Raw genomic sequence first — 21,112 nt, 5'->3', positions numbered from 1 at the left:
GGCGGTCTGTCGCGTAGTCCAGTCGGCGGGTGGGACGGTTTGTGCCGGGGCCCGCCGACGAGCGGGCGGTGGATCCGGCCGCGACACGGTGCCGTTGGGCGTTAGTCAATTTTGGCTATTACGCTTCATCTGTGTCAGCTACCCGAATGATGATTCTGGGCCTGGTCCGGTGGATGCAACCGGTTCACGGCTACGACGTACGTCGTGAGCTGTTGAGCTGGAGTGCGGACAAGTGGGCGAACGTCCAGCCCGGCTCGATCTACCACGCGCTGCGCAAACTGGCCGAGGAGGGACAGTTGCGGGAGGTGGCCACCGAGCAGGTCGGGGCCCGCCCCGCGCGGATCACGTACGAGATCACGCCGAAGGGCGAGGACGAGTTCCAGAACCTGCTGCGTGGCCTCTGGTGGAACCTCGGCGAGGTGGTCGACCCCTTCCTCGCCGCCTTCTCGTTCCTGCCGGCACTACCGCGGGACGAGGCCTCGGCGGCGCTGCGCAACCGGGCCCGGTTGCTGCGGTCCGGCAACGACAGCCTGCGGGCGGCAATGGAATCCGGATGGATGAAGCAGGGCAAGCCCACCCACGTGGCCTGGATGTGGCAGTTGTCGATCGCCCGCGCGGAGGGCGAGATCGCCTGGTGCGAGCGGATCGCCGACCTGGTCGACGCGGGGGTGCCGTACATACCGGAGGAGTTCACGCAGTTTCCTGAGTGGAACCAGTTCGGCACGCTGATCGGCGAGGGCGGGGCGGACGCCGGGCCGGAGCGGGCGGAGCCGTCGGAGCGGGTAGGGCAAGCGGAGCGGGCGGAGCCGCCCGAGACTTCCGGCGAGTCTGGGACCAACGAGTAATAATCAACGTTGACTAGATGAGCTATATCGCGTTAGCCTCCCCGAAGTGTTGAGGTGGGCGCCTTCTGGCGGCCCCCGGGGGATGGGTCGGTCGGGATGCCGACCCGGCGGACCAGGAGCAGGCATGATCGAGACAAAAGGGCTGCGGAAGTCGTTCCGCTCCCGACAGGGCAGAAGTAAGAAGGCCGTCGACGCGGTCCGCGGAGTCGACCTCGTCGTCGCCCAGGGAGAGATCTTCGGATTCCTCGGGCCGAACGGCGCGGGCAAGACCACCACCCTGCGGATGCTCGCCACCCTCATCGAGCCGGACGGCGGTGAGGCGAACCTCGCCGGCGCGGACCTCCGGACCAACCCCGGCGAGGTGCGGCGCCGGATCGGCTACGTGGCTCAGGGGGGCAGCACCTGGGACGAGTCGACCGCCCGGGAGGAACTCGTACTGCACGCCCGGATGTACGGCATCGGCAAGGCAGAGGCGCGGCAGCGGGCCGAACGCGCCCTGGAAGCGTTCCAGCTCACCGAGTACGCCGACCGCAAGTGCAAGACATACTCCGGCGGCCAACGCCGTCGGGTGGACATCGCGCTCGGCATCATCCACGATCCGAAGATCGTCTTCCTGGACGAGCCGACCACCGGCCTCGACCCGCAGAGCCGGGCACACATGTGGGACGAGATCCGCCGGCTGCGCGCCGAGGGCATGACCGTCTTCATCACCACGCACTACCTCGACGAGGCGGACGCCCTCTGCGACCGGATCGCGATCATGGATCACGGCGAGATCGTGGCCGAGGGCACCCCGGCCGAGCTGAAGCGGGAAATCTCCGGAGACGTGGTGCTCGTCACCGTCGAAGGATCGGCACAGGACGCCGCCAAGGTGCTGGAAACCGAGCCGTACGTCACCAGGCTGGAAACCTCGGACGAGAGCGGGCTGCGGCTCTACGTCAACGACGGCGCCCGGGACATGCCCCAGATCCTGCGCGCCCTCGACACCGCCGGCTTCGCGCTCAGCTCCATCGAGCTGCACCGGCCCAGCCTCGACGACGTGTTCCTCACCAAGACCGGCCGCTCGCTGCGCGAGTCCTGACCGCCCTCGCGCGTCCGCCGAACAGGAGACTTCGCAATGAAATTCGCCCGCGACACCTGGCTGATCTTCCAGCGGCAGTTCCTGCTGCTGGTCCGTCAGCCCGTCTGGCTCTTCGTCGGCATCTTCCAGCCGGTGATGTACCTACTGCTCTTCGCCCCGCTGCTCAAGCCCGCGTTGCAGGCGTCGAGCAACGCGGAGGCGTACCGCATCTTCGTCCCCGGCCTGCTGGTGCTGCTCGCCATCTTCGGCGGCCTGTTCCAGGGCTTCGGCCTGATCGCCGAGCTGCGGGCCGGAGTGATCGAACGATCCCGGGTCACCCCGGTCAGCCGGCTCGCCCTGCTACTTGGACGGTCACTGCGGGACGTGGTCTCGCTGATCGCCCAGGCGATCATCATCACCCTGCTCGCGCTGGCCTTCGGGCTGACCGTGTTCATCGGAGACCTGCTGCTCGCGTACCTGCTGCTGGCCCTCATCGCGCTGATGACATCGGCACTGTCGTACGGCATCGCGCTGGTGGTGAAGAGCGAGGACGCGCTCGCGCCGCTGATGAACACGATCGCCCAACCGGTGCTGCTGCTCTCCGGGATCCTGCTGCCGCTGAGCTTCGCGCCGGGCTGGCTGCAGGGGATCGCCGACTGGAACCCCTTCTCCTGGGCCGTGGACGGCGCCCGGGCGCTCTTCGCCGGAGACCTCGGCAACGACGCGGTCTGGCAGGGGCTGTCCGTGATGGCAGTGATCACCACGCTGGCGGTGACCTGGGCGGCCCGCGAATTCGCCCGCAGCGTCCGCTGACGAGCACCCGACGGGTGCGGGCGGTGTCGGGCGGCATCGATCAGGCGCCCGACACCGCCCGCCCGCGGTCTCGTCTCCGGTACGACGTGCCGCCCGCCCGGCGGGGCACAAAAGGCTCAGCGACGGCGGGCCAGGGTCAGCCCATCCGCGACCGGCAGCATCACCAGGTCGACCCGGCCATCGTCGAGAACGGCCTCGTTGAACTCGACGATCGCCCGGTCGCCCGGGTTCTCCGGAGCCAGGACCCGACCAGCCCGCAGCACGTTGTCCACCACGATCAGGCCACCGCTCCGCATCCTCGGCACCAACTCGGCCCAGTAGGACAGGTAACCCGTCTTGTCGGCGTCGATGAACGCCAGGTCGAGATGCGGCTCCGTCGGCAGCGACCGCAGCATCTCGGCGGCCGGCCCGATGCGCAGATCGATCCTCTCGTCGACCCCGGCCCGCGCCCAGTACCGTCGCGCGATCGCGGTGTACTCCTCCGAGATGTCGAAACAGGTCAACCGGCCGTCCGCCGGCAAGCCACGGGCAATGGCCAACGAGGACAGGCCGGTGAAAGTGCCGACCTCGACCGCCTGCCGAGCATTCACCAGTCGGGTCAGGAAGGTGAGCAGCCCCGCCTGTTCCGGGGCGATCTGCATCCCAGCGTCCGCCGGCAGGACCGCCACCGTCTCGTCGATCAACTCGCGGACGAGGTCGTCCGGCGGGGAACCATGCGCCAAGACGTACGCGGACAGATCTTCGGTGAGTGGAATTGATTTTGTGGGCACGTCCAGACGCTAGCCCATCGTCGGCACCGGACCCGGCGTTCAGCAGTATCCTCCGGAGCCGCCGTCCATGTTCCCGCCGTCGAGGCGACCCGCTATCGCTCGGCGTGCTCAGTTGCGGTCGACGGGACAGGGGCCGCTGTCCAGAGATCGGTGATCCGCAGGCCGAACTCGCCGAGCAGAGCACGCAGCAGCGGCAGGGACAACCCGATCACGGTACCGTGATCGCCGTCGACCCGGTCGACGAACGGGCCACCCAGGCCGTCGATCGTGAAGGCACCGGCTACCTGCATGGGCTCGCCCGTCGCGACGTACGCGGCGATCTCGTCGTCGGTGATGGCCGCGAAGTGCACGACCGTGTGGGCGACCGCACCCACCTCCCGCCCGCTGGACAGGTCGATCAGGCAGTGCCCGCTGTGTAGGACCCCACTCCGACCCCGCATCGCATGCCAACGGCGGGTTGCCTCGTCGGCGTCGACCGGCTTGCCCAGGATCTCCCCGTCGAAGGCGAGTACGGAATCGCACCCGAGTACGAGAGTCTGGAGATCAGTCGACTCGGACGCCGACCCGTTGCCGGTTGGTTGGCCAAGTCGTTCCGCTACCGTTCGTGCCTTGAGCTGGGCCAGCGTGAGACTGAGCGCCTCCGGCGTCGAGGGATCCACCTTCGACTCGTCAACGCCACTGACCAGCACCTCCGGCTCGATCCCCGCAGCCCGAAGGAGCTTACGGCGGGCCGGACTTGCCGAGGCGAGCACCAGGCGCAGTCGCTTTGTCGTACGCACGCCGACCTACGCTACCCGGCGTCTGCGCGGCCGGTCGTGTCCGGGTGTCGCCTCGGTGCGGAACAGCGCGACCGGCTCAGTAGGCACCCGGTTGACGTCGACGTCTGCGTACCAGCAACAGCACCAGCAGGGTGACCAGAAGCCCGACGGCGACGAGCGCGGTGAGAGCGATCACCAGGACCGTCGAACCGACGTTTGACTTGTCGTCGGGATCCGGTGCCGCGTTGCTGTCGGGCCCGTTCGAGGTGGGGCTGGGCGTGGCGGCTGTGCTCGGGCCGGCGCCCCCCTCCAGCGGCGGTACGTCTGCTGTCAGCGCGGCGACGAGGTCGACCACGCCGTAGCCGTACTCCTCGTCCCGCCCGGGAGCACCCTTGTCGACAGCCGTCGCCGTGAGCCGATGTACGACTTCCTCCGCCGACAGATCCGGGAACTTGCTCCGTACCAACGCAGCCGCCCCAGCAACGATCGCCGTGGACGGCGAGGTTCCATCGCCCTTCCGGTAGCCACCGTCAGTCGACGTGCTGCTGATGGCTACTCCAGGTGCGCTGATAACCAGCCTTTTGCCTGTTACTGATAACTCGGCGTGGTTCCCATTGCGGTCAGTGGCGCCAACCGCCACGACGCCGGGTGATGCGGCTGGGAATTGCACCAGCAGATCACCTGGTCGATTTCCCGCTGCTGCAACGACGACAATATCGGCCTTGAACGCAGCTTGTAATGCTGTGTTGAGTCGTGGCGTAGACCCTCCACCTGAGGAGAGACTAATAACGCCAACCCTCTTAGATACCGCCCACTCGATTGCTTTTGCAGTGTCGTCGGCGGTGCCATCTTTTCTATTCTTTTCGTCCCGAATGGGAAGTATTTTTGCTTTAGGGGCAATACCAAGGGCGCCGTTGCTGCCGTGACCGTGGGCAGCTACGAGCCCGGCCATTCCGGTCCCGTGGCCGCCGGGGTCGCCGTCTCGGCGCCCATCTCCTGACCCGCCGGCATACGTGACGGTTCCTGATAAAAGGTTGTTGCGCAGGTCGGGATGAGGGTCGACCCCGCTGTCGATTACAGCGACGGTGACGCCTACGCCCTGGCTTATCTTGTGGGCCTCGGCCACCTTGAGATAGCGCAGGTGCCACTGGTCGTTGCGAATCTGGTCAGCTTGGGCTGGCGCGGCGGGTAGAACGGCGACGGCCGTGGCACACAGGAGTGCCACGGCCGCGCGGGTCGTGCGAGAAGTCACCGGTTGTGGCCAATCGCCGGGCCAGGGTCGATCCGGCGGTTGTCGCGGCCCGGCATCATGACCGGTGCTACTCCTTCGTCGGTCTCCCAGGGGTTGTCGGGGTCCCAGTGCTGGACGCCGCCCTGCTCCTCATTGCTCCGAACGCCACCACGTCCACCCGGACCCATTCCGAGGTTCTGGCCGCTACCCATTGGACCCCGACCCATTCCGGAACCCGGTCGCTGCCCGGCGCCGCCAAGCGGCGTCGTGCCGTTCCCACCGCTGGCGCCACCGATGACGCCGCCTACCGGGTTGATCCGTCGGGCTGCTCCGGCTCCTGAACCCGGCTGCGTCAGTCCGGCCCCGGGAGCCCCGCCGATCATTCCGCCTGGAGGCATCGCCCGTGGCGTCAAGCCAGCGTTGGGTCCAAACCCTGTCGCCTTGTTCAGACCGGTGTTAGTTGCTGAGATGGGGTAGCCCCCGACCGGAGGCTTGACTCCGGGTGGCAATCCGGGGGGTGCAATCGGGGGCGGTAGCCCAGGGCCGGTGGTAGGCGGAGGTGCGGGTGGTATGACACTTGGAGGCGTCGATGTGACTGGCGGAAGTACTGTCGGTGCTGTAGTGCCGAGGATCGGACCGGCACCAGGCACGGACGTGGTCGGAACGACAGTGTGGATAGCTGGGGTTGGCGAAGCCGTGTAACTCGCGCCGCCGCCACCGCCGCTCGAGATCGGCACGACCGGCGGAAAGACCGGTGGAGTCGAACCGCCCATCGCGCCACTGCCGCCCGATCCGCCACCATCAGTACCGGGATCCTTGCCGGTATTGGCAGGTCGGTACTTCGGGGGTTGCCGGAGTTGCATCTGGGCGGTGGCAAGCTCGCTACTCAGCCCGTACATGATGTGCCGGGCCTGCCAGTTCAGATCCTCAAGGTCGGCGTCAGTCGTCGGCGTCTGGCCGGACGGCGGGCGTCCGTTGTTCGCCGCAACATCGGCGTCGTACCGCTGCTTAGCCTGCTTCTTGACCTGGTAGTCGTTGTAGAGCTTCTCGAGATTTCTACGCGATTCCCAGATCGCCTGCGTGACACTCTTGAAGGTCTGGTGGTTGGTGACCGCGGTGTCGTGGACGCCCTGCACGGTCTCGATGAGGAAGTCGAGCCGCGCCACGTATGCCTTCGACGCCTCGCTCTTTTCCGGCGGCCACGCGTCGATCAGGCTCTCGCGGTACTGCTTTAGGCGCGAGATATGCATCAAACTCAGTTCCGACGTCTTCTGCCAGCCGCTCACGTGCTGCCAGTGCGTGTCGGTCTGCTGGTTCGCGAGCTTCGGCCACATGTCGTCAACCGTCTGCCCGACCCAGTTGGTCGTGCCGGAGACTCCGCCGGACCCGCCTCCGTCAAGCATCCGAACCCCCCGAGTTGTCCGTGCCGCCCTGCGGAGTCTGCGTTCCGGCTGGTGGCGGTGGCGCCACATTAGTCTGGTTCAAGGCGTTCTCGACGTCGCGTACACGAGCCTGGGAGAACGCGTCAGCCTGGCCGTAGTTCTTGCTGACGGTCTCGGCAGCGGTCGCGAGCCCACCCGTACCGTCACCGACTTCCCAGACCCGGTCAGAGGTGTTCTGCTGAACGTCCCGGTGCGCCTGCATGAAGTCGAGCAACTCCTGGAACCCGACCGGTCCAGGAAGGTCGGGCAGCATGTCCGACTGGACTTCCTCCATGTGCGGGACGTAGTTCTTCTGCACCTCAGTCATGAGCTGCTTGGCGAACTCTTCCATCCGCTGGATGTCGGCCTCGATGGAGCCGCCATAGTCACGCAACCACGCAGGGCCGCGGTCTTCCTCAGGTATCACGTCTTCTCCCCAGGTACTACGTACTGCCCCACGTCAAGGTTAGTGGGTCCGGGCCCGCGTGGGCAGCCCCGTTTGGTGGCCTGAGGACGGGTCAGTGGGGAAGGCCGGAGACCCGCCAGCCGTCGCGGCCACTTCGGGCCGGCATTCCGGACACCGTACCGGGGCGGGCGCGTTGTGCCCAGGTCGACACGGGAGCCGGTCGGGCCGATGTGTCTGGTCGGGCGCGAAGGAAGACAGCCCCGACCAGCGCGGCCAACTCTTCCGGGGTGGGAACGCCTCGGACCACCCGGAGTAGTCTCTCTTCGTCAGCCATGGGCTCGAGGGTACGTGGTCATCGGGTTGGTGGACGTCTCAGATAGGCGTGCCGCAGGTGTGACTCAGGTTGACGTTGGGTACCGTCCACGGGTGTCCAGTGCGCCCCCACAACTCATCGCTGACCGATACCGGCTTGTCGAGCCGCTAGGCCAGGGCGGGATGGGTCGTGTCTGGAAGGCACGCGACGAAGTCCTGCACCGGGACGTTGCGATCAAGGAGTTGGTCCCGCCGCCAGGCCTGACGGAGGACGAGCGTCGCGAAATGCGTGAGCGTTCGCTGCGTGAGGCCCGTGCGATTGCCCGACTCAATCACGCGAACGTGGTCCGCGTCTTCGACGTGTTACGTACGGACGGTGACCCCTGGATCGTCATGGAGTACGTTCCCTCGCGTTCGCTGCAGGACGTACTGGCATCTGATGGGCCGGTTTCCGCCACCAGGGCGGCCGAGATCGGGCTCGGGGTGCTCGGCGCGTTGAACTCGGCACACCGGGCCGGCGTGATGCACCGGGACGTGAAGCCTGGCAACGTGCTCCTCGGCGACGACGGCCGGGTCGTTCTGACGGACTTCGGCCTGGCGACCGTGCCGGGTGACCCGAACGTGACCCGTACCGGCCTGGTGCTCGGTTCGCCCGCCTATATCGCTCCCGAGCGTGCTCGGGATGGCACCGCCGGGCCCGAGGGTGACCTCTGGTCGCTGGGCGCGACGCTCTACGCCGCCGTGGAGGGGCAGTCGCCCTTTGCCCGGCCGTCGGCGATCGCGACCTTGGCCGCGCTGGCTACCGAGCCTCCGCCGGTGTCGCGCCGGGCCGGGCCGATGAAGGCGGTGCTGGCCGGTCTGTTGCGCAAGGACCCGGCGCAACGGATCACTGCGGATGTCGCGGAGCGGCTACTGCGCCGCGCGTCTGGCCGGCGGCGAAGCCCGGGGATGTCACTGCTTGACGGCGTACGGCGACCCGGGCCGAATGGCCCGCGTGAACCGGGAGAACCGCGTACGAGGATCGTGCCGTTGCCGGCGCCCCGGCCCACTCCGGAACAGCCGCCGGTTACCCAGGCGACGTCAGCCCCGTCTCCGGCTGCTCCGCCAGCGGCGGAGACGACGAAGTTGCCTGTTTCGTCTACCAGCGATGCCGACACATCAGCGGCACCGGAGGCGACACCGACAGAGTCCGCGGCCGACACCGCAAATCCGGAGGTCGCTCCCGCGCCGGCCGAGCCCACGGTCGTCGTGGTACCTGGCGAGGATGACGGTGCCGAAGTCGCCGAGCCGAAGCCGGCGCTGGACCCGACGGCGGTGCAGCCGACTCCTGACGCGGCGCCGACCGAACTGGTCGCGCCAGCGGGACAGCCGGTGGTACAGCCGGCGGGGCGGGCGACGGTGCCCGCCGCACGGGACACCGCGCACGACGATGACGAGCCCGGAAGTGGGCCACTGGCCGCGCTCACCGCCGGCAACCGCAGGGTGTGGTTGATCGGCGGGGTCGTCGTCCTGCTCCTGATCGCACTCGGCGTGATCGTGCCCCTGGCCAACGGTGGCTCGGATGACGATCCCGAAGCCGCGCCGGGCAGCAACACCAGCAGCCAGCCTGTGGACACCCCGCCGCGTGCCACCACCAGCGCACCGCCGCCGACGCCGGCTCCGACGCCCGCCGCGACAGCCCAGCCCTCCGCGACCCCCACTGGACAACCTGCCCAACCGCAGCTACCTGCGGGCTGGAGGCTTCATAAGGACAAGACCGGCTTCTCGGTGCCGGTGCCGGCCAACTGGACGGTGGCCCGGGACGGTCCCCGCGTCAAGTTCAACGATCCCGAGAGCAGCCGCTTCCTGATGATCGACCAGACGGACAGTCCCCGGCCGGATCCCGTCGCGGACTGGAAGAGCCAGGAGCAGGTCCGCCGAGGCACCTACAGCAACTATCAGAGAGTGAAGATCACGGAGGTCAAGAACTACTGGCTGACGGCCGCCGACTGGGAGTGGATCCACACCGAGGGCGGCACCCGGATGCACGTCCGCAACCGGGGATTCGTCACGTCGAAGAAGAAGGCGTATGCGATCCGCTGGGACACCGCGGAGAGTGAGTGGAAGAAGAATCTCCCAAACTTCGAGATAATCGCCACCGGCTTCCAACCTGCCAAGAGTTGACGCGCATGGCCTGCCCTCCGTCGGGGTAGTGGTGATCTCGACGGAAGGAGGTACGACTGATGCGTTTCCGACATCGCGCGACGAAGCCGAGCATTGCACTGTGGATGGTGGTCGCCATCGGCGACCTGGCCCTGCTCGTCGCGAGCGTTGGCATGGTCGCGCTGGTCGCGCTCGCTAGCGTCGTGATCGTGGCCGTCGGTACGGTCGGCGGTTGGATGTTGCTGCGGCGTGGCATGGCGGATCGGAACATGGTGCCGGCCCGGATGGCGGTTCCGGTAACGGCCCGACCGAGGACCGGAGCCGTACGTCAGTATCGGTGAATCGGCTTGCGACGTTAGCGGCAGCCGGGTCAGTTATCGACCGCGTAGGTGATGACGGGCCCCGCTGCCACTAACTCGTATCCGGTCCATCGCTGCACGAGGATGGCGCCCTGCCCCGGACCTACTGACCTTCACGGGCGTCGGCGACCAGCCTGACGTGGGCTAGGCTCGCTCGCTGTGTCGACCGACGGACTGACCGACCTCTGGGACCGGCTCTTCGGAGCGCAACCGGATCCACCTCCGCTACTGGTCCTGATCACCGGACTGGTGGCGCTGGCCGTGGTGCTGACCCGGCTACCGTGGCGGATCGGGCGGAACGCCATCACGATCGCCCACGAGGGCGGGCACGCGCTGGCTGCGGTGCTCACCGGCCGTCGACTACAGGGGATCCGGCTGCACTCGGACACCTCCGGACTGACCCTCTCGGCGGGCCGACCGACCGGTCCCGGGATGGTGTTCACGCTGCTCGCCGGCTATCTCGCACCATCGCTGATCGGGTTGGCCGGCGCCTGGGTGCTCGGCGGAAATCGGATCACCCTCCTGCTCTGGGTGGCCGTCGCGTTGCTGCTCGCCATGCTGGTGATGATCCGCAACGTCTTCGGGATCATCTCGATCGTCGTCACCACGGCAGTCGTACTCGGGGTTTCCTGGATGGCGTCGCCGCAGGTGCAGGCCGCGTTCGCGTACACCGGGGTGTGGTTCCTGCTGCTCGGCGGGGTACGGCCGGTGGGTGAACTGCAGACGCTGCGTCGGCGCGGACAGTTGCCGCAGTCGGACGCCGACCAGCTCGCCTGGCTCACCCGGGTACCGGGTCTGTTCTGGGTCGGACTGTTCGGGGCGATCAACCTGATTGCGCTGCTGGCCGGCGCGGCCCTGCTCACCGGACCGATACTCAACAGCGCGAACCTACCCGGCTGAGCAGCGCGGAGGAGCGGGGAGGATCGCGGAGGAGCGGGGAGAAGCGGGGGACGGCATGCGTTACGTGATCATCGGTGCTGGCGCGGTCGGCGGCACCATCGGCGTACGGCTGACCGAGGCCGGCCACGACGTGACCCTGGTAGCCCGCGGACCACACCTGGCGGCTATCCGCGCGCATGGGCTGACTCTGACCACGCCCGACGGGGAGTACACCGCCCGACTGCCCGCCGTCGGAGACCCGGCATCCGCTGACCCGGCATCCGCTGGGTCGACGTCCGCTGGGTCGACGTCCGCTGACGCGGCGTCCGCTGGTCAGGCATCCGTCGGTGCCGCAGCTTCCGAACCGGTGGGCGGTGACGCCTCCCGCAACGGCGCAGCCGGACTGCGGCTCACCCCGGACACCGTGCTGATCCTCGCGGTGAAGTCACAGGACACCGAGGCCGCCTTGCGGAGCTGGGCGGACCTGCCCGTGGTCGGAGGCGGCACGGCCGCGCAGCGGCTACCGCTGTTGACGGCGCAGAACGGGGTGGCGAACGAGCGGGCCGCCGCGCGACTCTTCGACCGGGTCTACCCGGTCACCGTCTGGCTACCGGCCACACATCTGGAACCGGGGCGGGTCGTGGCCAACGGGCACCCGTACTCCGGCATGTTGCATCTCGGGGTCTTTCCGTCCGGTACGGATGAGACAGCCGAACAGATCGGTGCGGACCTGGTGGCCAGCCGGATCCTCGCGCCGGTCCGGGCCGATGCGATGCGCTGGAAGTACGGAAAACTGCTCCGCAACCTCGGCAACGGGATCGAGGCGCTGTTCGGGCGGTCGGCCGGTGCCGGGCCTGCGCCACACGCCGACCTCTTCGAGGCGGTACGGGTCGAGGGCGAGGCCGTACTGACGGCGGCCGGCATCTCGTACACCTCGGGCGCCGAGGAGGCGGCCGAGCGCGGCGACCAGGTCCAGGCGGTCCCGGTGGGCGGGGGGCAGCGGCAGGGCGGTTCGACCTGGCAGAGCCTGGCCCGGGACGCGGGCTCGGCCGAGACGGACTATCTCAACGGCGAGATCGTGCTGCTGGGCCGGCTGCACGGGGTGCCGACCCCGGTCAACGCGGCGGTGCAGCGGGCTGTGCGCCGGGCCGTACGCGAGCGGATCCCGGCCGGTGGCTTTCCCAGGGCGGAACTTGACGTACTGCTCCGGTGACCGGTCGGCGCGACGGACCCGAGATGCCGACAAGGCGACGCCGTCACCATTGGGACGGGTCCGGAGCGAACCGCCGACAACCGTCGTCGACCGCGTGCCGGCACGCTCAGAGCGGGATGTTGCCGTGCTTCTTCGGCGGTAGCGTCTCCCGCTTGGTGCGCAGCACTCGCAGCGCCCGGATGATCTGGCTGCGGGTCTCCGCCGGCCGGATCACCGAGTCGATGTAGCCCCGCTCGGCCGCGATGTAGGGGTTGGCCAGGGCGTCCTCGTACTCCTCGATCTTCTCGGCCCGGACGGCGGCCGGATCTTCGGCGGCGGCCAGCTCGCCGCGGTAGAGGATGTTCACCGCGCCCTGTGCGCCCATCACCGCGATCTGCGCGGTCGGCCACGCGAAGTTGAGGTCCGCACCGAGGTGCTTGGAGCCCATCACGTCGTACGCTCCGCCGTACGCCTTCCGGGTGATCACGGTGACCTTCGGAACGGTGGCCTCGGCGTACGCGTAGATCAGCTTCGCGCCGCGCCGGATGATGCCGTCCCACTCCTGTCCCGTACCGGGCAGGAATCCCGGAACGTCCACAAAGGTGAGTACTGGGATGTTGAAGGCGTCGCAGGTGCGGACGAACCGGGCCGCCTTCTCCGACGCGGCGATGTCCAGGCAGCCCGCGAAGTGCATCGGCTGGTTGGCCACCACCCCGACCGGCCGTCCCTCGACCCGGCCGTAGCCAACCACGATGTTCTGCGCGTAGAGCGGCTGCACCTCGAGGAACTCGCCGTCGTCGAGCACGTGCTCGATCACCTGGTGCATGTCGTACGGCTGGTTCGCCGAATCCGGGATCAGGGTGTCCAGTTGACGATCCGCGTCACTTATCGCGAGATCGCCCGGAGCGTCGAGCACCGGTGGCTCGTCGAGATTGTTCGCCGGCAGGTACGACAGCAGCGCCTTGACGTAGTCGATCGCATCGTCCTCGTCCGTGGCGAGGTAGTGGGCATTGCCGCTCTTGGTGTTGTGGGTCCGGGCCCCGCCCAGCTCCTCCATCGCCACGTCCTCGCCGGTGACCGTCTTGATCACGTCGGGTCCGGTGATGAACATGTGCGAGGTCTGGTCGACCATCACGGTGAAGTCGGTTACCGCGGGGGAGTAGACCGCACCGCCCGCGCACGGACCCATCACCAGCGAGATCTGGGGGATCACGCCGGAGGCACGGACATTCCGGAAGAAGATCTCGCCGTACAGGCCGAGACTGACCACACCCTCCTGGATCCGGGCCCCGCCGGAGTCGTTGATGCCGATCACCGGGCAGCCGATCTTCATCGCCAGGTCCATCACCTTGACGATCTTCTCGCCGAAGACCTCGCCGAGGGAGCCGCCGAAGACAGTGAAATCCTGGGCGAAGACGCACACCTGCCGGCCGTCGACCGTGCCGTACCCGGTCACCACCCCGTCCCCGTACGGGCGGGTGCGCTCCAGCCCGAAGCTGGTCGACCGGTGCCGGGCGAGTTCGTCCAGCTCGACGAAGGAGCCGGGATCGAGGAGCAGGTCGATCCGCTCACGCGCGGTCTTCTTGCCCCGGGCGTGCTGCTTCTCCACGCCCCGGGCCGATCCGGCGTGCACCGCCTCGTCCACCCGCCGGTCCAGGTCCGCCAGGCGGCCGGCCGTGCTGTGGGGATTGACCTCGGTGCTGCTCTCCTGCCCAGTCACGTCCGCGATCGTAACGACGCCCGGTGACCGGGCCGCCGCCGGTGGGGCACGAGGGTGGCGTACCACCCCGGCGGGGCTGTCGATACGTCGGTGCCGAGTCCGTACGCTGGGCTGATGCCGGGATCGCCGTACACCGATCTGGACCGCCCGCCGCTCGACGCGCGCCGGCTGGAGCGGGCCCTGATCGCCCCGGACAGCCTGTGGAACCGGTTGGTCCTGCGGCTGGAGACCGGGTCCACCAACGCGGACGCGGCAGAGGCGGCGCGGTCCGGCGAACCGGAGGGCCTGGTGGTGGTCGCGGAGCGGCAGACCGCCGGGCGCGGGCGACGCGGGCGATCCTGGGAGTCCCCGGCGCGGGCCGGAATCGCGGTCAGCGTGCTGCTCCGACCGGGCCTGGCCGACCCGGAGCGTGGCTGGCCGGCGGCGCCACCGCACCGGTACGGCTGGTTGCCGCTGCTGGCCGGTGTCGCGCTGGTGGAGGCGGTGGACCTGCTCGCCGAGCTGGATTCGGCACTCAAGTGGCCCAACGACCTCCTGGTCTGGCCGAACTCGGAACCGGACGCCGTGACAAATTCCGGCTCCGGCTCCGGCTCCGGCTCCGGCTCCGGCTCCGTATCGGACGCGGATTCGGGTTCGAACGCGGGCTCGGGCTCGGATTCGGGTTCGGGCTCGGATTCGGGTTCGGGCTCGGGCGAGGCGAAGTGCGCCGGCATCCTGGCCGAGGGGGTGGCCGGGACCGCCGGAGAGCCACCTTCGGTGGTACTCGGGGTGGGGTTGAACGTGACTCTGCGTGCCGACGAGCTGCCGGTCAACCCGACCGGCCTGCCCGCTACCTCCTTGCAACTGGCCGGGGCGACGGCCACCGACCGGGACCCCCTGCTACGGGCGCTGCTGCGCGGGACCGCCCGCTGGTACGGCCGGTGGCGTACCGCCGGTGGCGACGCCGAGGCGTGCGGCCTGCACGAGACCTACCTGCGGCACTGCGCGACCCTCGGCCGGGAGGTGCGGGTGCTGTTGCCGGGCGGGAACGACCTGGTCGGCACGGCGCGGACCATCGACCCGGACGGTCAACTGGTGCTCGACACCGGGGCCGGAGAGCGCCGGATCGCCGCCGGCGACGTCCTGCACCTGCGTTGACCGCCCACCCCGCGCTACGCCACACAGAGACGGACGGGACGACAGGTTGGTGAAGAGCGGTATGACCGGCCGGTAAAGAGTCGATACCGGATGCCGCTTTCGTAGCCTGCAACCGTTACGGTCACCGGCGACATTCGTGTTTGGACGAGGAGGTTGGGGTGGCTTTCCCTGAGGACGTGCTCACCCAGGACGAGCATGTCGTATCGCACCTGCACCCACACTGGAAGGCGCTGATCCGGCCGGTCGTGGTGCTGGTCCTGGCCATCGCCGCAGTGGTCGCCGGCCTCGTCCTTCTGCCGTCGACCGGGGCGGGGACCATCGGCGGTTGGGTGATCGCGGCGATCGCGCTGGTTCTGGTGGTGGTGTTCAGCGTCTGGCCGTACCTGGTATGGCGCACCACACACTATTTGTTCACGAACGAGCGGGTGCTGTTGCAGCACGGCGTCTTCTCCCGCGACCGCCGGGACATCCCGTTGGGTCGGATCAACGACCACTCGATGAACCAGCGCTTCCTTGAGCGGCTGCTCGGCTGCGGCACGCTGACGATCGAGTCGGCCGGCGAGCGCGGGCAGTCGGTGCTGGTCGACATCCCGGACGTGGAGAAGGTGCAGACCACCCTGTACGAGCTGGTGGATGCCAACCACGACAAGCACTCGCTCGGCGACGGCGAGATGCGCGAGATGCTCGCCGACATGAGCGAGGGCAAGCCGCTGCGCGAGCAGCAGTCGAAGTAGGGCACGGCCCCCGGCGCGTTCCGGACGCCGGCCCGAGCGATCGGGCCGGCGTGGACGGGACCTGTTCAGCCGGCGGTGCCGGGCTCCCGCATGACGAACCAGCCACGGAAGCGGGTCCGCAGCACCTCACGTTCCGGCTTGTTCACGGCATTCAGCCGATCCATGCTGGCGCTGAACGTGACCGTACCGAATCCGGGCCGGGCCGTGGACGGCTTGCTGGCCAGTACGACGAGCCGGACCGCGAGCCGGTCGCCGGGGCGTACCGGGGCCAGCCAGCGCAGCTCCTCCAGGCCGGGTGAGGCGTCACCGGCGGCCCGGGACAGCACGTGGTCGACGTAGGCGCGCATGAACAGGCTCACGGTGAAGAAGCCGCTGGCGATGAGCCCGCCGTGGTGGCTCTGCCGGGCCATCTCCTCGTCGACGTGGTACCACTGCGGGTCGAAGCGCTGGGCGAAGTCGAGCATCTCCTGCCGGTCGACGACGGTGACGCCGAGGTCGAACGACCGCCCCGGGGTCAGGTCCTCGAAGAACAACTCGGCGGTCGCGCCGGTTCCCGAGCGCGACACGGTGAGGCTCAACGGGCCGAAGAACGCCGGGGGGCGGCGTTCAGCTCGGCGGCGAGTTCCGTCTCCAGCGCGACATCGATCGTCTCGGCGAACTGGACCTCGAGTGGCTGCCCGGCAACGGGGGCCGGTTCGGTCCCGGATGCCGCTCCGTCCGGTACGCCGTTTGTCGCCTGCGTGCCGTTCACGGCTGGAGCGCCGTTTGTCGCCTGCGTGCCGTTCGCCGCCTGCGTGCCGTTCACGGCCGGTGCGCCGGCTCCGGGACTGCCGGTCGCCGTCGTCCGATCCCGATCCCGATCCCGATCCCGATCCCGATCGTGGTCGTGGTCGTGGTCGTGGTCGTGGTCGTGGTCGTGGTCGGACTCGGTCAGTTCGTTGACCGCCTCGGCCAGCTCGGCCACCGGGTCCAACTCGGCCAGAAACTCCCCGTCCGGCCGCCTGTCCGAGTCGGATCGGGGCGTCGACGTCTTCATCACCGGCGCGTCCATCACCGTCGCGTTCGAGCCGACGTCGGACGACGTGGGCGGAGTGTTCCGGAAGACGAAGGTGCGGTACGACCAGAACCGGAAGATCGTGGCCAGCCCCACACCGACGGTCTTCGCGACGTTTAGCGCGAGGAGACCGCTGATCCCGAGCCCGTACTTCGCGACCGCCAACACACCCAGCTCGATGGCCAGGCCGGTGGCGTTGAACACGAAGAAGAGCAGGTATTCGCGCCGCATCGCCGACTTCGGCCGGTCCCGGTACGTCCAGTGCCGATTCAGCAGATAGGACGAGCAGGCGGCGACGACGGTTGCGATGACGTTCGCCTTCAGTTGCCCGTCGGCGAACACGGTGAGCGCGAGGGCGTTGAACACCGCGTAGTTGATGACGGCGTTCACGCCACCCACAGCGCCGAATTTCAGCACCTCACGGAGGAGCTTCTGCCAGCGTTCAGGCAACAGACGGACGAAACGCATTCGAACACCTTAAGGCAGACGGGCGGGCCGGGTGAGCCGACAGTTCGACGATGGGTCCCCGCTCACGGCCGCTTGTGACTCTGCGTGATCACCTCTGGTGCGTCCGATGCGGCGGGACCGACGAAGACGAACCGTCGGTACGACCAGAACCGGAAGAACGTGCCGAGTGCGGCGCCGACGAAGTTCGCCGAGATGTTGTCGGCGACCAGGGACTTGAACACGCCGGGCCAGATGCTGCCCAGCCCGTAGTGGCTGATGGCCAGGCAGGCCAGGCCGATCCCCAGGCCGACGGCGTTGAAGAGGAAGTACAGCGAATACTCGCGGGCCATCCCGGATCGTTCCCGGTGTCGCCAGGTCCAGAACCGGTTGCCGACGAAAGCGACGGTCGCGGCGATGACGGTGGAGAACGTCTTGGCGGTCAGCGTCTCCCAGCCGAGGCTCGCGTTGGCGTAGTTGAACAGCACGAAGTCGACCGTGAAGGCCACGGCGCCGACCATCCCGAACTTGCCCAACTCATGGACGAGGTGGCCGAAACGGTCCAACAGGGTTCGAAAGAAGCCGTGCCGTGCGCCCGGAGGGGAAGGTTGTTCGCCGGTGGCGGTCGAGGACACGGGTTGAGCCTACCGGTTGAGGGACTTCCTCACGGCCCGCTACGGCCGACTCGCGGGCGCCGCGACCGGCCGGACGAACCGCCCGTACGGGCGGTAGTGGCGATCGGGGTCCGTCCACGGACGACGCCCGGGGCGGACTGCAGTTTCCGGTGTGACGCCAGCGTCGTGCTGACACCGGTGGAGACGGTGAGGATGTCGTGACGTAATGCAATGGCTCTGAAGGATTTGCGTGAAACTGCGCGTGGGAGCGGGGAAAGAATCGAATTGCCGCAGCGCACCAGCATCTTGTGCAGTTCTTCACAACCAGTCTCGCTGCCGTCAACCGCCATTCGGTTTACGCTGACGGAAATCCCAGGCTTTCAACGGCGACGCGGTCGCCGGCCCGCAGGCACCGCGCGCCCTGGATTCGGTCAGCGTCGACCAAAGGAGATATGTCATGGCCGCTCCGGCTACCATCCGGGGTCTCGATCAGGCTCCGACAAGGCACTCGAAACTACTCGCCTGGGTCAAAGAGGTCGCCGAGCTCACCAGCCCCGACCAGGTCGTCTGGGTCGACGGGTCGGAAGCGGAGTGGCAGCGGCTCACCGACGAGCTGGTCGACGCCGGGACGCTGGTGCGGCTTGACCCGGCCCGCAAGCCGAACTCCTTCTGGGGACGTACCGATCCCTCCGATGTGGCTCGGGCGGAAGACCGGACCTTCATCTGCTCGATGGACGAGGCGGACGCCGGCCCCACCAACAACTGGATGGCACCGGCCGAGATGAAGCGCGTCATGACAGACCTCTACCGGGGTTCGATGCGCGGCCGCACGATGTACGTCATCCCGTTCTGCATGGGGCCGCTGGAGGCGGAGAAGCCCATGTTCGGGGTGGAAATCACCGACAGCCCGTACGTGGTCGCGTCCATGCGCATCATGACCCGGATGGGCACGAAGGTGCTGAGCGGGATGGGGGCGAACGCCGACTTCGTCCGGGCACTGCACTCGATCGGTGCCCCGCTGGAGCCCGGGGCGGCGGACGTGGCGTGGCCCTGCAACGACACCAAGTACATCTCGCACTTCCCGCAGACCCGGGAGATCTGGTCCTTCGGTTCCGGCTACGGCGGTAACTCGCTGCTCGGCAAGAAGTGCTACTCACTGCGGATCGCCAGCGTGATGGCCCGGGACGAGGGCTGGCTCGCCGAGCACATGCTGATCATGAAGCTCACCTCGCCCGAGGGCCGGGTGCACTACATCGCCGGCGCGTTCCCGTCGGCGTGCGGCAAGACCAACCTGGCCATGCTGGAACCGACCATCCCCGGCTGGAAGGTCGAGACCATCGGCGACGACATCGCCTGGATGCGGTTCGGTGAGGACGGCCGGCTCTACGCGGTCAACCCCGAGTTCGGACTGTTCGGTGTCGCCCCCGGCACCGGCTGGAAGACCAACGCCAACGCGATGCGCACCATCGACCAGGGCAACTCCATCTTCACCAACGTGGGGCTGACTCCCGACGGTGACATCTGGTGGGAGGGCATGAGCGAGCCGCCGGCCCACCTCATCGACTGGAAGGGTCGGGACTGGACGCCGGAGAGCGGCGAACTCTCCTCGCACGCCAACAGCCGGTTCTGCAGCCCGCTGCTGCAGTGCCCGATCGTCGCCGACGAGTTCAACGACCCGCGCGGCGTACCGATCGACGCGATCCTGTTCGGCGGGCGGCGTAAGGACACCATCCCGCTGATCACCGAGGCCCGGGACTGGGTGCACGGCGTCTACATGGGTGCGACGCTCTCCTCGGAGACCACCGCCGCGGCCTCCGGTGAGGTCGGCGTGGTCCGCCGGGACCCGATGGCGATGCTGCCGTTCATCGGCTACCACGCCGGAGACTACTTCCGGCACTGGATCGAGATGGGCAAGGGCACCGACGGCGACGAGGCGAAGCTGCCGAAGATCTACTACGTCAACTGGTTCCGGAAGAACGCCGACGGCGACTTCATCTGGCCCGGGTTCGGTGAGAACTCGCGGGTGCTCAAGTGGATCGTCGAGCGGCTGGAGGGCCGGGGCGACGCGGTCGAGACGCCGATCGGCTTCGTACCGACGGTCGACGCGCTGGACGTCAACGGGCTCGACATGGACATGGAGAACCTCCGGATCGCCATGCGGGTCGACGTCGAGGAATGGCGCGACGAACTGCCCATGATCAACGAGTGGTTCGAGAAGTTCGGCGACAAACTGCCCGGCGTCCTCTGGGCGGAACTGGACGCCCTCCGTGCCCGCCTGGACGACGAAGCCACCCGCGTCGGGGTGGACCGGAGGTAAGGAAGGGCCCCCCATTATCGCTTTCTGTTGTAGAAGGGCCCCTTCCTAACACAACGCCCGGGTGTGCGGGTCGCCCGTACCGGGCATCATCGAGGGCATGACGACGGCCGCCGAGACCCCTGTCCGGCGGCCGTCAGCCGTCCGCGTCCTGACCTGGCTGCTCGCGGCGACCGCTGCGGCCACCGTCGCGGTCGACGTGCTCAACTGGTGGTACGCCCCGGACCGGGGCTTCGGCCTGGCGGTACGCAGCGGCTGGGCCCTGCTGCGTACGCTCGGCTTCCTGATCCTGATCTGGCACGTCCGGCGGGCCCGGGCCGGCGCTCGCCCACTCGGACTGATCCTCGCGGTGACCACGGTGTTCGCGGTCGGTCGGTTGGTCGTTCCCCGGGCCGGTGTGCCCGCCCTGCCGGGACTGCTCGGATTCGCCGCACTGACCGCGCTCTGTGCCGCGGTGGTGTGGTTGCTGTACCGGTCGGCGTCGGTACGGGAACACCTGGTCCGGCACCCCAACCGACTGGTGGTGGACCGGCGCGGCGTCTCCTGGCGGGAGGTCGCCCCACGCCGGCCCCCGGTCGCCGGCTGGCTGCTCACCGCTCGGGTCGCGGCGTTCACCTACGCCCCGCTGACCCTGGTGCCCGCTCTGGTGGCAATCGGCACGATCCTCGACGGGCGGCTGGTCACCGCGCCTACCGTGGTGCTGTGGTTCGTCGTCGGTATCGGGGTCAGCTACGCGGTGCTGTTCAGCACGTTCTTCCTGCTCCGGGGCAAGCGGTGGGCTGCTGGGCTGCTGGTGCTGATCACCGTACTGGTGTTGCTGGTCGATCTGCCGCTGTGCTGGGCGCTACTGGGCGTCGACGGCCTGGTCCGGGATGGTGGACCGTTGGTGGCGGCAGCGGCGCTGACC

The 21,112-nt window shown here is 68.4% G+C and carries 19 protein-coding genes and 3 pseudogenes; 12 read left to right on the top strand and 10 right to left on the bottom strand.

All coding sequences use genetic code 11. The features are described from left to right. Window positions 1–131: 131 nt before the first annotated feature. The 3 genes from I0C86_RS16765 to I0C86_RS16755 all read left to right on the top strand — a co-directional run bounded on the left by I0C86_RS16765 (window position 132) and on the right by I0C86_RS16755 (window position 2,718). Window positions 132–845, top strand: a complete 714-nt coding sequence (locus I0C86_RS16765) for a PadR family transcriptional regulator (RefSeq protein ID WP_323373684.1) — start codon at window positions 132–134, stop codon at window positions 843–845. 124 nt (window positions 846–969) lie between these two features. After that, window positions 970–1,926, top strand: a complete 957-nt coding sequence (locus I0C86_RS16760) for an ATP-binding cassette domain-containing protein (protein WP_196202167.1) — start codon at window positions 970–972, stop codon at window positions 1,924–1,926. 36 nt (window positions 1,927–1,962) lie between these two features. Then, window positions 1,963–2,718 (top strand): ABC transporter permease, encoded by a 756-nt coding sequence (locus I0C86_RS16755; RefSeq protein WP_196202166.1) that lies wholly within the window; start codon window positions 1,963–1,965, stop codon window positions 2,716–2,718. Window positions 2,719–2,834: 116 nt separating this feature from the next. Here the strand turns inward: I0C86_RS16755 and I0C86_RS16750 are convergent, their stop codons facing one another. The 6 genes from I0C86_RS16750 to I0C86_RS16725 form a co-directional block, all read right to left on the bottom strand. Further along, window positions 2,835–3,488, bottom strand: coding sequence for an O-methyltransferase (locus I0C86_RS16750; RefSeq protein ID WP_196202165.1), 654 nt, complete (start codon window positions 3,486–3,488; stop codon window positions 2,835–2,837). Window positions 3,489–3,580: 92 nt separating this feature from the next. Then, window positions 3,581–4,267, bottom strand: a complete 687-nt coding sequence (locus tag I0C86_RS16745) for a Maf family protein (RefSeq protein WP_196202164.1) — start codon at window positions 4,265–4,267, stop codon at window positions 3,581–3,583. 76 nt (window positions 4,268–4,343) lie between these two features. Further along, window positions 4,344–5,498 carry a type VII secretion-associated serine protease mycosin gene (gene mycP / locus I0C86_RS16740; RefSeq protein WP_407676313.1) on the bottom strand — a complete coding sequence of 385 codons (1,155 nt, stop codon included), beginning with the start codon at window positions 5,496–5,498 and terminating at the stop codon, window positions 4,344–4,346. Continuing rightward, window positions 5,495–6,811, bottom strand: a complete 1,317-nt coding sequence (locus I0C86_RS16735) for a hypothetical protein (RefSeq protein ID WP_196202163.1) — start codon at window positions 6,809–6,811, stop codon at window positions 5,495–5,497. The genes mycP and I0C86_RS16735 overlap by 4 nt, the downstream gene beginning before the upstream one ends. Before the next feature lie 61 nt (window positions 6,812–6,872). Continuing rightward, the gene (locus I0C86_RS16730) at window positions 6,873–7,292 is read right to left on the bottom strand and encodes a hypothetical protein (protein ID WP_230394280.1); all 420 of its coding nucleotides are present in this window, start codon (window positions 7,290–7,292) and stop codon (window positions 6,873–6,875) included. A 124-nt stretch (window positions 7,293–7,416) separates the two neighbouring features. Beyond that, complete coding sequence (locus I0C86_RS16725) at window positions 7,417–7,638, bottom strand: acyl-CoA carboxylase subunit epsilon (RefSeq protein ID WP_196202162.1); 222 nt, start codon at window positions 7,636–7,638, stop codon at window positions 7,417–7,419. A gap of 92 nt (window positions 7,639–7,730) precedes the next feature. On the opposite strand from I0C86_RS16725, the gene I0C86_RS16720 reads away from it, so the two are divergent. The 4 genes from I0C86_RS16720 (at window position 7,731) to I0C86_RS16700 (ending at window position 12,209) form a co-directional block, all read left to right on the top strand. After that, window positions 7,731–9,779 (top strand): serine/threonine-protein kinase, encoded by a 2,049-nt coding sequence (locus I0C86_RS16720; protein ID WP_196202161.1) that lies wholly within the window; start codon window positions 7,731–7,733, stop codon window positions 9,777–9,779. A 59-nt stretch (window positions 9,780–9,838) separates the two neighbouring features. Further along, complete coding sequence (locus tag I0C86_RS16715) at window positions 9,839–10,099, top strand: hypothetical protein (RefSeq protein WP_196202160.1); 261 nt, start codon at window positions 9,839–9,841, stop codon at window positions 10,097–10,099. Window positions 10,100–10,276: 177 nt separating this feature from the next. After that, window positions 10,277–11,017: a M50 family metallopeptidase gene (locus I0C86_RS16710; RefSeq protein WP_196202159.1), complete on the top strand. Its 741-nt coding sequence runs from the start codon at window positions 10,277–10,279 to the stop codon at window positions 11,015–11,017. A gap of 55 nt (window positions 11,018–11,072) precedes the next feature. Further along, complete coding sequence (locus tag I0C86_RS16700; RefSeq protein WP_230394279.1) at window positions 11,073–12,209, top strand: ketopantoate reductase family protein; 1,137 nt, start codon at window positions 11,073–11,075, stop codon at window positions 12,207–12,209. A gap of 106 nt (window positions 12,210–12,315) precedes the next feature. On the opposite strand, the gene I0C86_RS16695 is transcribed toward I0C86_RS16700, so the two are convergent. Beyond that, complete coding sequence (locus tag I0C86_RS16695; RefSeq protein WP_196202158.1) at window positions 12,316–13,908, bottom strand: acyl-CoA carboxylase subunit beta; 1,593 nt, start codon at window positions 13,906–13,908, stop codon at window positions 12,316–12,318. A gap of 114 nt (window positions 13,909–14,022) precedes the next feature. Between I0C86_RS16695 and I0C86_RS45070 the strand changes: the two are divergent. The 3 genes and pseudogenes from I0C86_RS45070 to I0C86_RS16685 all read left to right on the top strand — a co-directional run. Beyond that, window positions 14,023–14,436 (top strand): annotated as a pseudogene (locus I0C86_RS45070) (biotin--[acetyl-CoA-carboxylase] ligase); the annotation flags it as partial. Window positions 14,437–14,598: 162 nt separating this feature from the next. Beyond that, window positions 14,599–15,045: pseudogene (locus I0C86_RS45065) on the top strand (biotin--[acetyl-CoA-carboxylase] ligase); the annotation flags it as partial. 158 nt (window positions 15,046–15,203) lie between these two features. Beyond that, window positions 15,204–15,779 carry a PH domain-containing protein gene (locus tag I0C86_RS16685; RefSeq protein ID WP_196202156.1) on the top strand — a complete coding sequence of 192 codons (576 nt, stop codon included), beginning with the start codon at window positions 15,204–15,206 and terminating at the stop codon, window positions 15,777–15,779. A 65-nt stretch (window positions 15,780–15,844) separates the two neighbouring features. On the opposite strand, the gene I0C86_RS16680 is transcribed toward I0C86_RS16685, so the two are convergent. From I0C86_RS16680 to I0C86_RS16670, 3 genes and pseudogenes are all read right to left on the bottom strand, one after another. Then, window positions 15,845–16,345, bottom strand: coding sequence for a MaoC/PaaZ C-terminal domain-containing protein (locus I0C86_RS16680; protein ID WP_323373683.1), 501 nt, complete (start codon window positions 16,343–16,345; stop codon window positions 15,845–15,847). Window positions 16,346–16,851: 506 nt separating this feature from the next. Then, window positions 16,852–17,301 (bottom strand): annotated as a pseudogene (locus I0C86_RS43480) (GtrA family protein); the annotation flags it as partial. 62 nt (window positions 17,302–17,363) lie between these two features. Next, entirely contained in the window at window positions 17,364–17,843 is a 480-nt protein-coding gene (locus tag I0C86_RS16670; protein ID WP_230394277.1) for a GtrA family protein, read from the bottom strand. 505 nt (window positions 17,844–18,348) lie between these two features. On the opposite strand from I0C86_RS16670, the gene I0C86_RS16665 reads away from it, so the two are divergent. Next, window positions 18,349–20,208, top strand: coding sequence for a phosphoenolpyruvate carboxykinase (GTP) (locus I0C86_RS16665; RefSeq protein WP_196202153.1), 1,860 nt, complete (start codon window positions 18,349–18,351; stop codon window positions 20,206–20,208). 97 nt (window positions 20,209–20,305) lie between these two features. Beyond that, on the top strand, window positions 20,306–21,112 hold an 807-nt coding region (locus I0C86_RS16660), incomplete at its 3' end, for a hypothetical protein (RefSeq protein WP_196202152.1).

The organism is Plantactinospora alkalitolerans, assembly GCF_015690345.1.
In the GTDB taxonomy this organism is placed as follows: domain Bacteria; phylum Actinomycetota; class Actinomycetes; order Mycobacteriales; family Micromonosporaceae; genus Plantactinospora; species Plantactinospora alkalitolerans.
This window is presented reverse-complemented; position numbering and strand designations above follow the sequence as displayed.

Bases quoted from the DNA above. Each gene is read 5' to 3' on its own strand.
- I0C86_RS16715 (WP_196202160.1), top strand. From the start codon at position 9,839: ATGCGTTTCCGACATCGCGCGACGAAGCCGAGCATTGCACTGTGGATG.
- I0C86_RS16725 (WP_196202162.1), bottom strand. From the start codon at position 7,638: ATGGCTGACGAAGAGAGACTACTCCGGGTGGTCCGAGGCGTTCCCACC.
- I0C86_RS16735 (WP_196202163.1), bottom strand. From the start codon at position 6,811: ATGTGGCCGAAGCTCGCGAACCAGCAGACCGACACGCACTGGCAGCAC.
- I0C86_RS16760 (WP_196202167.1), top strand. From the start codon at position 970: ATGATCGAGACAAAAGGGCTGCGGAAGTCGTTCCGCTCCCGACAGGGC.
- I0C86_RS16700 (WP_230394279.1), top strand. From the start codon at position 11,073: ATGCGTTACGTGATCATCGGTGCTGGCGCGGTCGGCGGCACCATCGGC.
- I0C86_RS16755 (WP_196202166.1), top strand. From the start codon at position 1,963: ATGAAATTCGCCCGCGACACCTGGCTGATCTTCCAGCGGCAGTTCCTG.
- I0C86_RS16665 (WP_196202153.1), top strand. From the start codon at position 18,349: ATGGCCGCTCCGGCTACCATCCGGGGTCTCGATCAGGCTCCGACAAGG.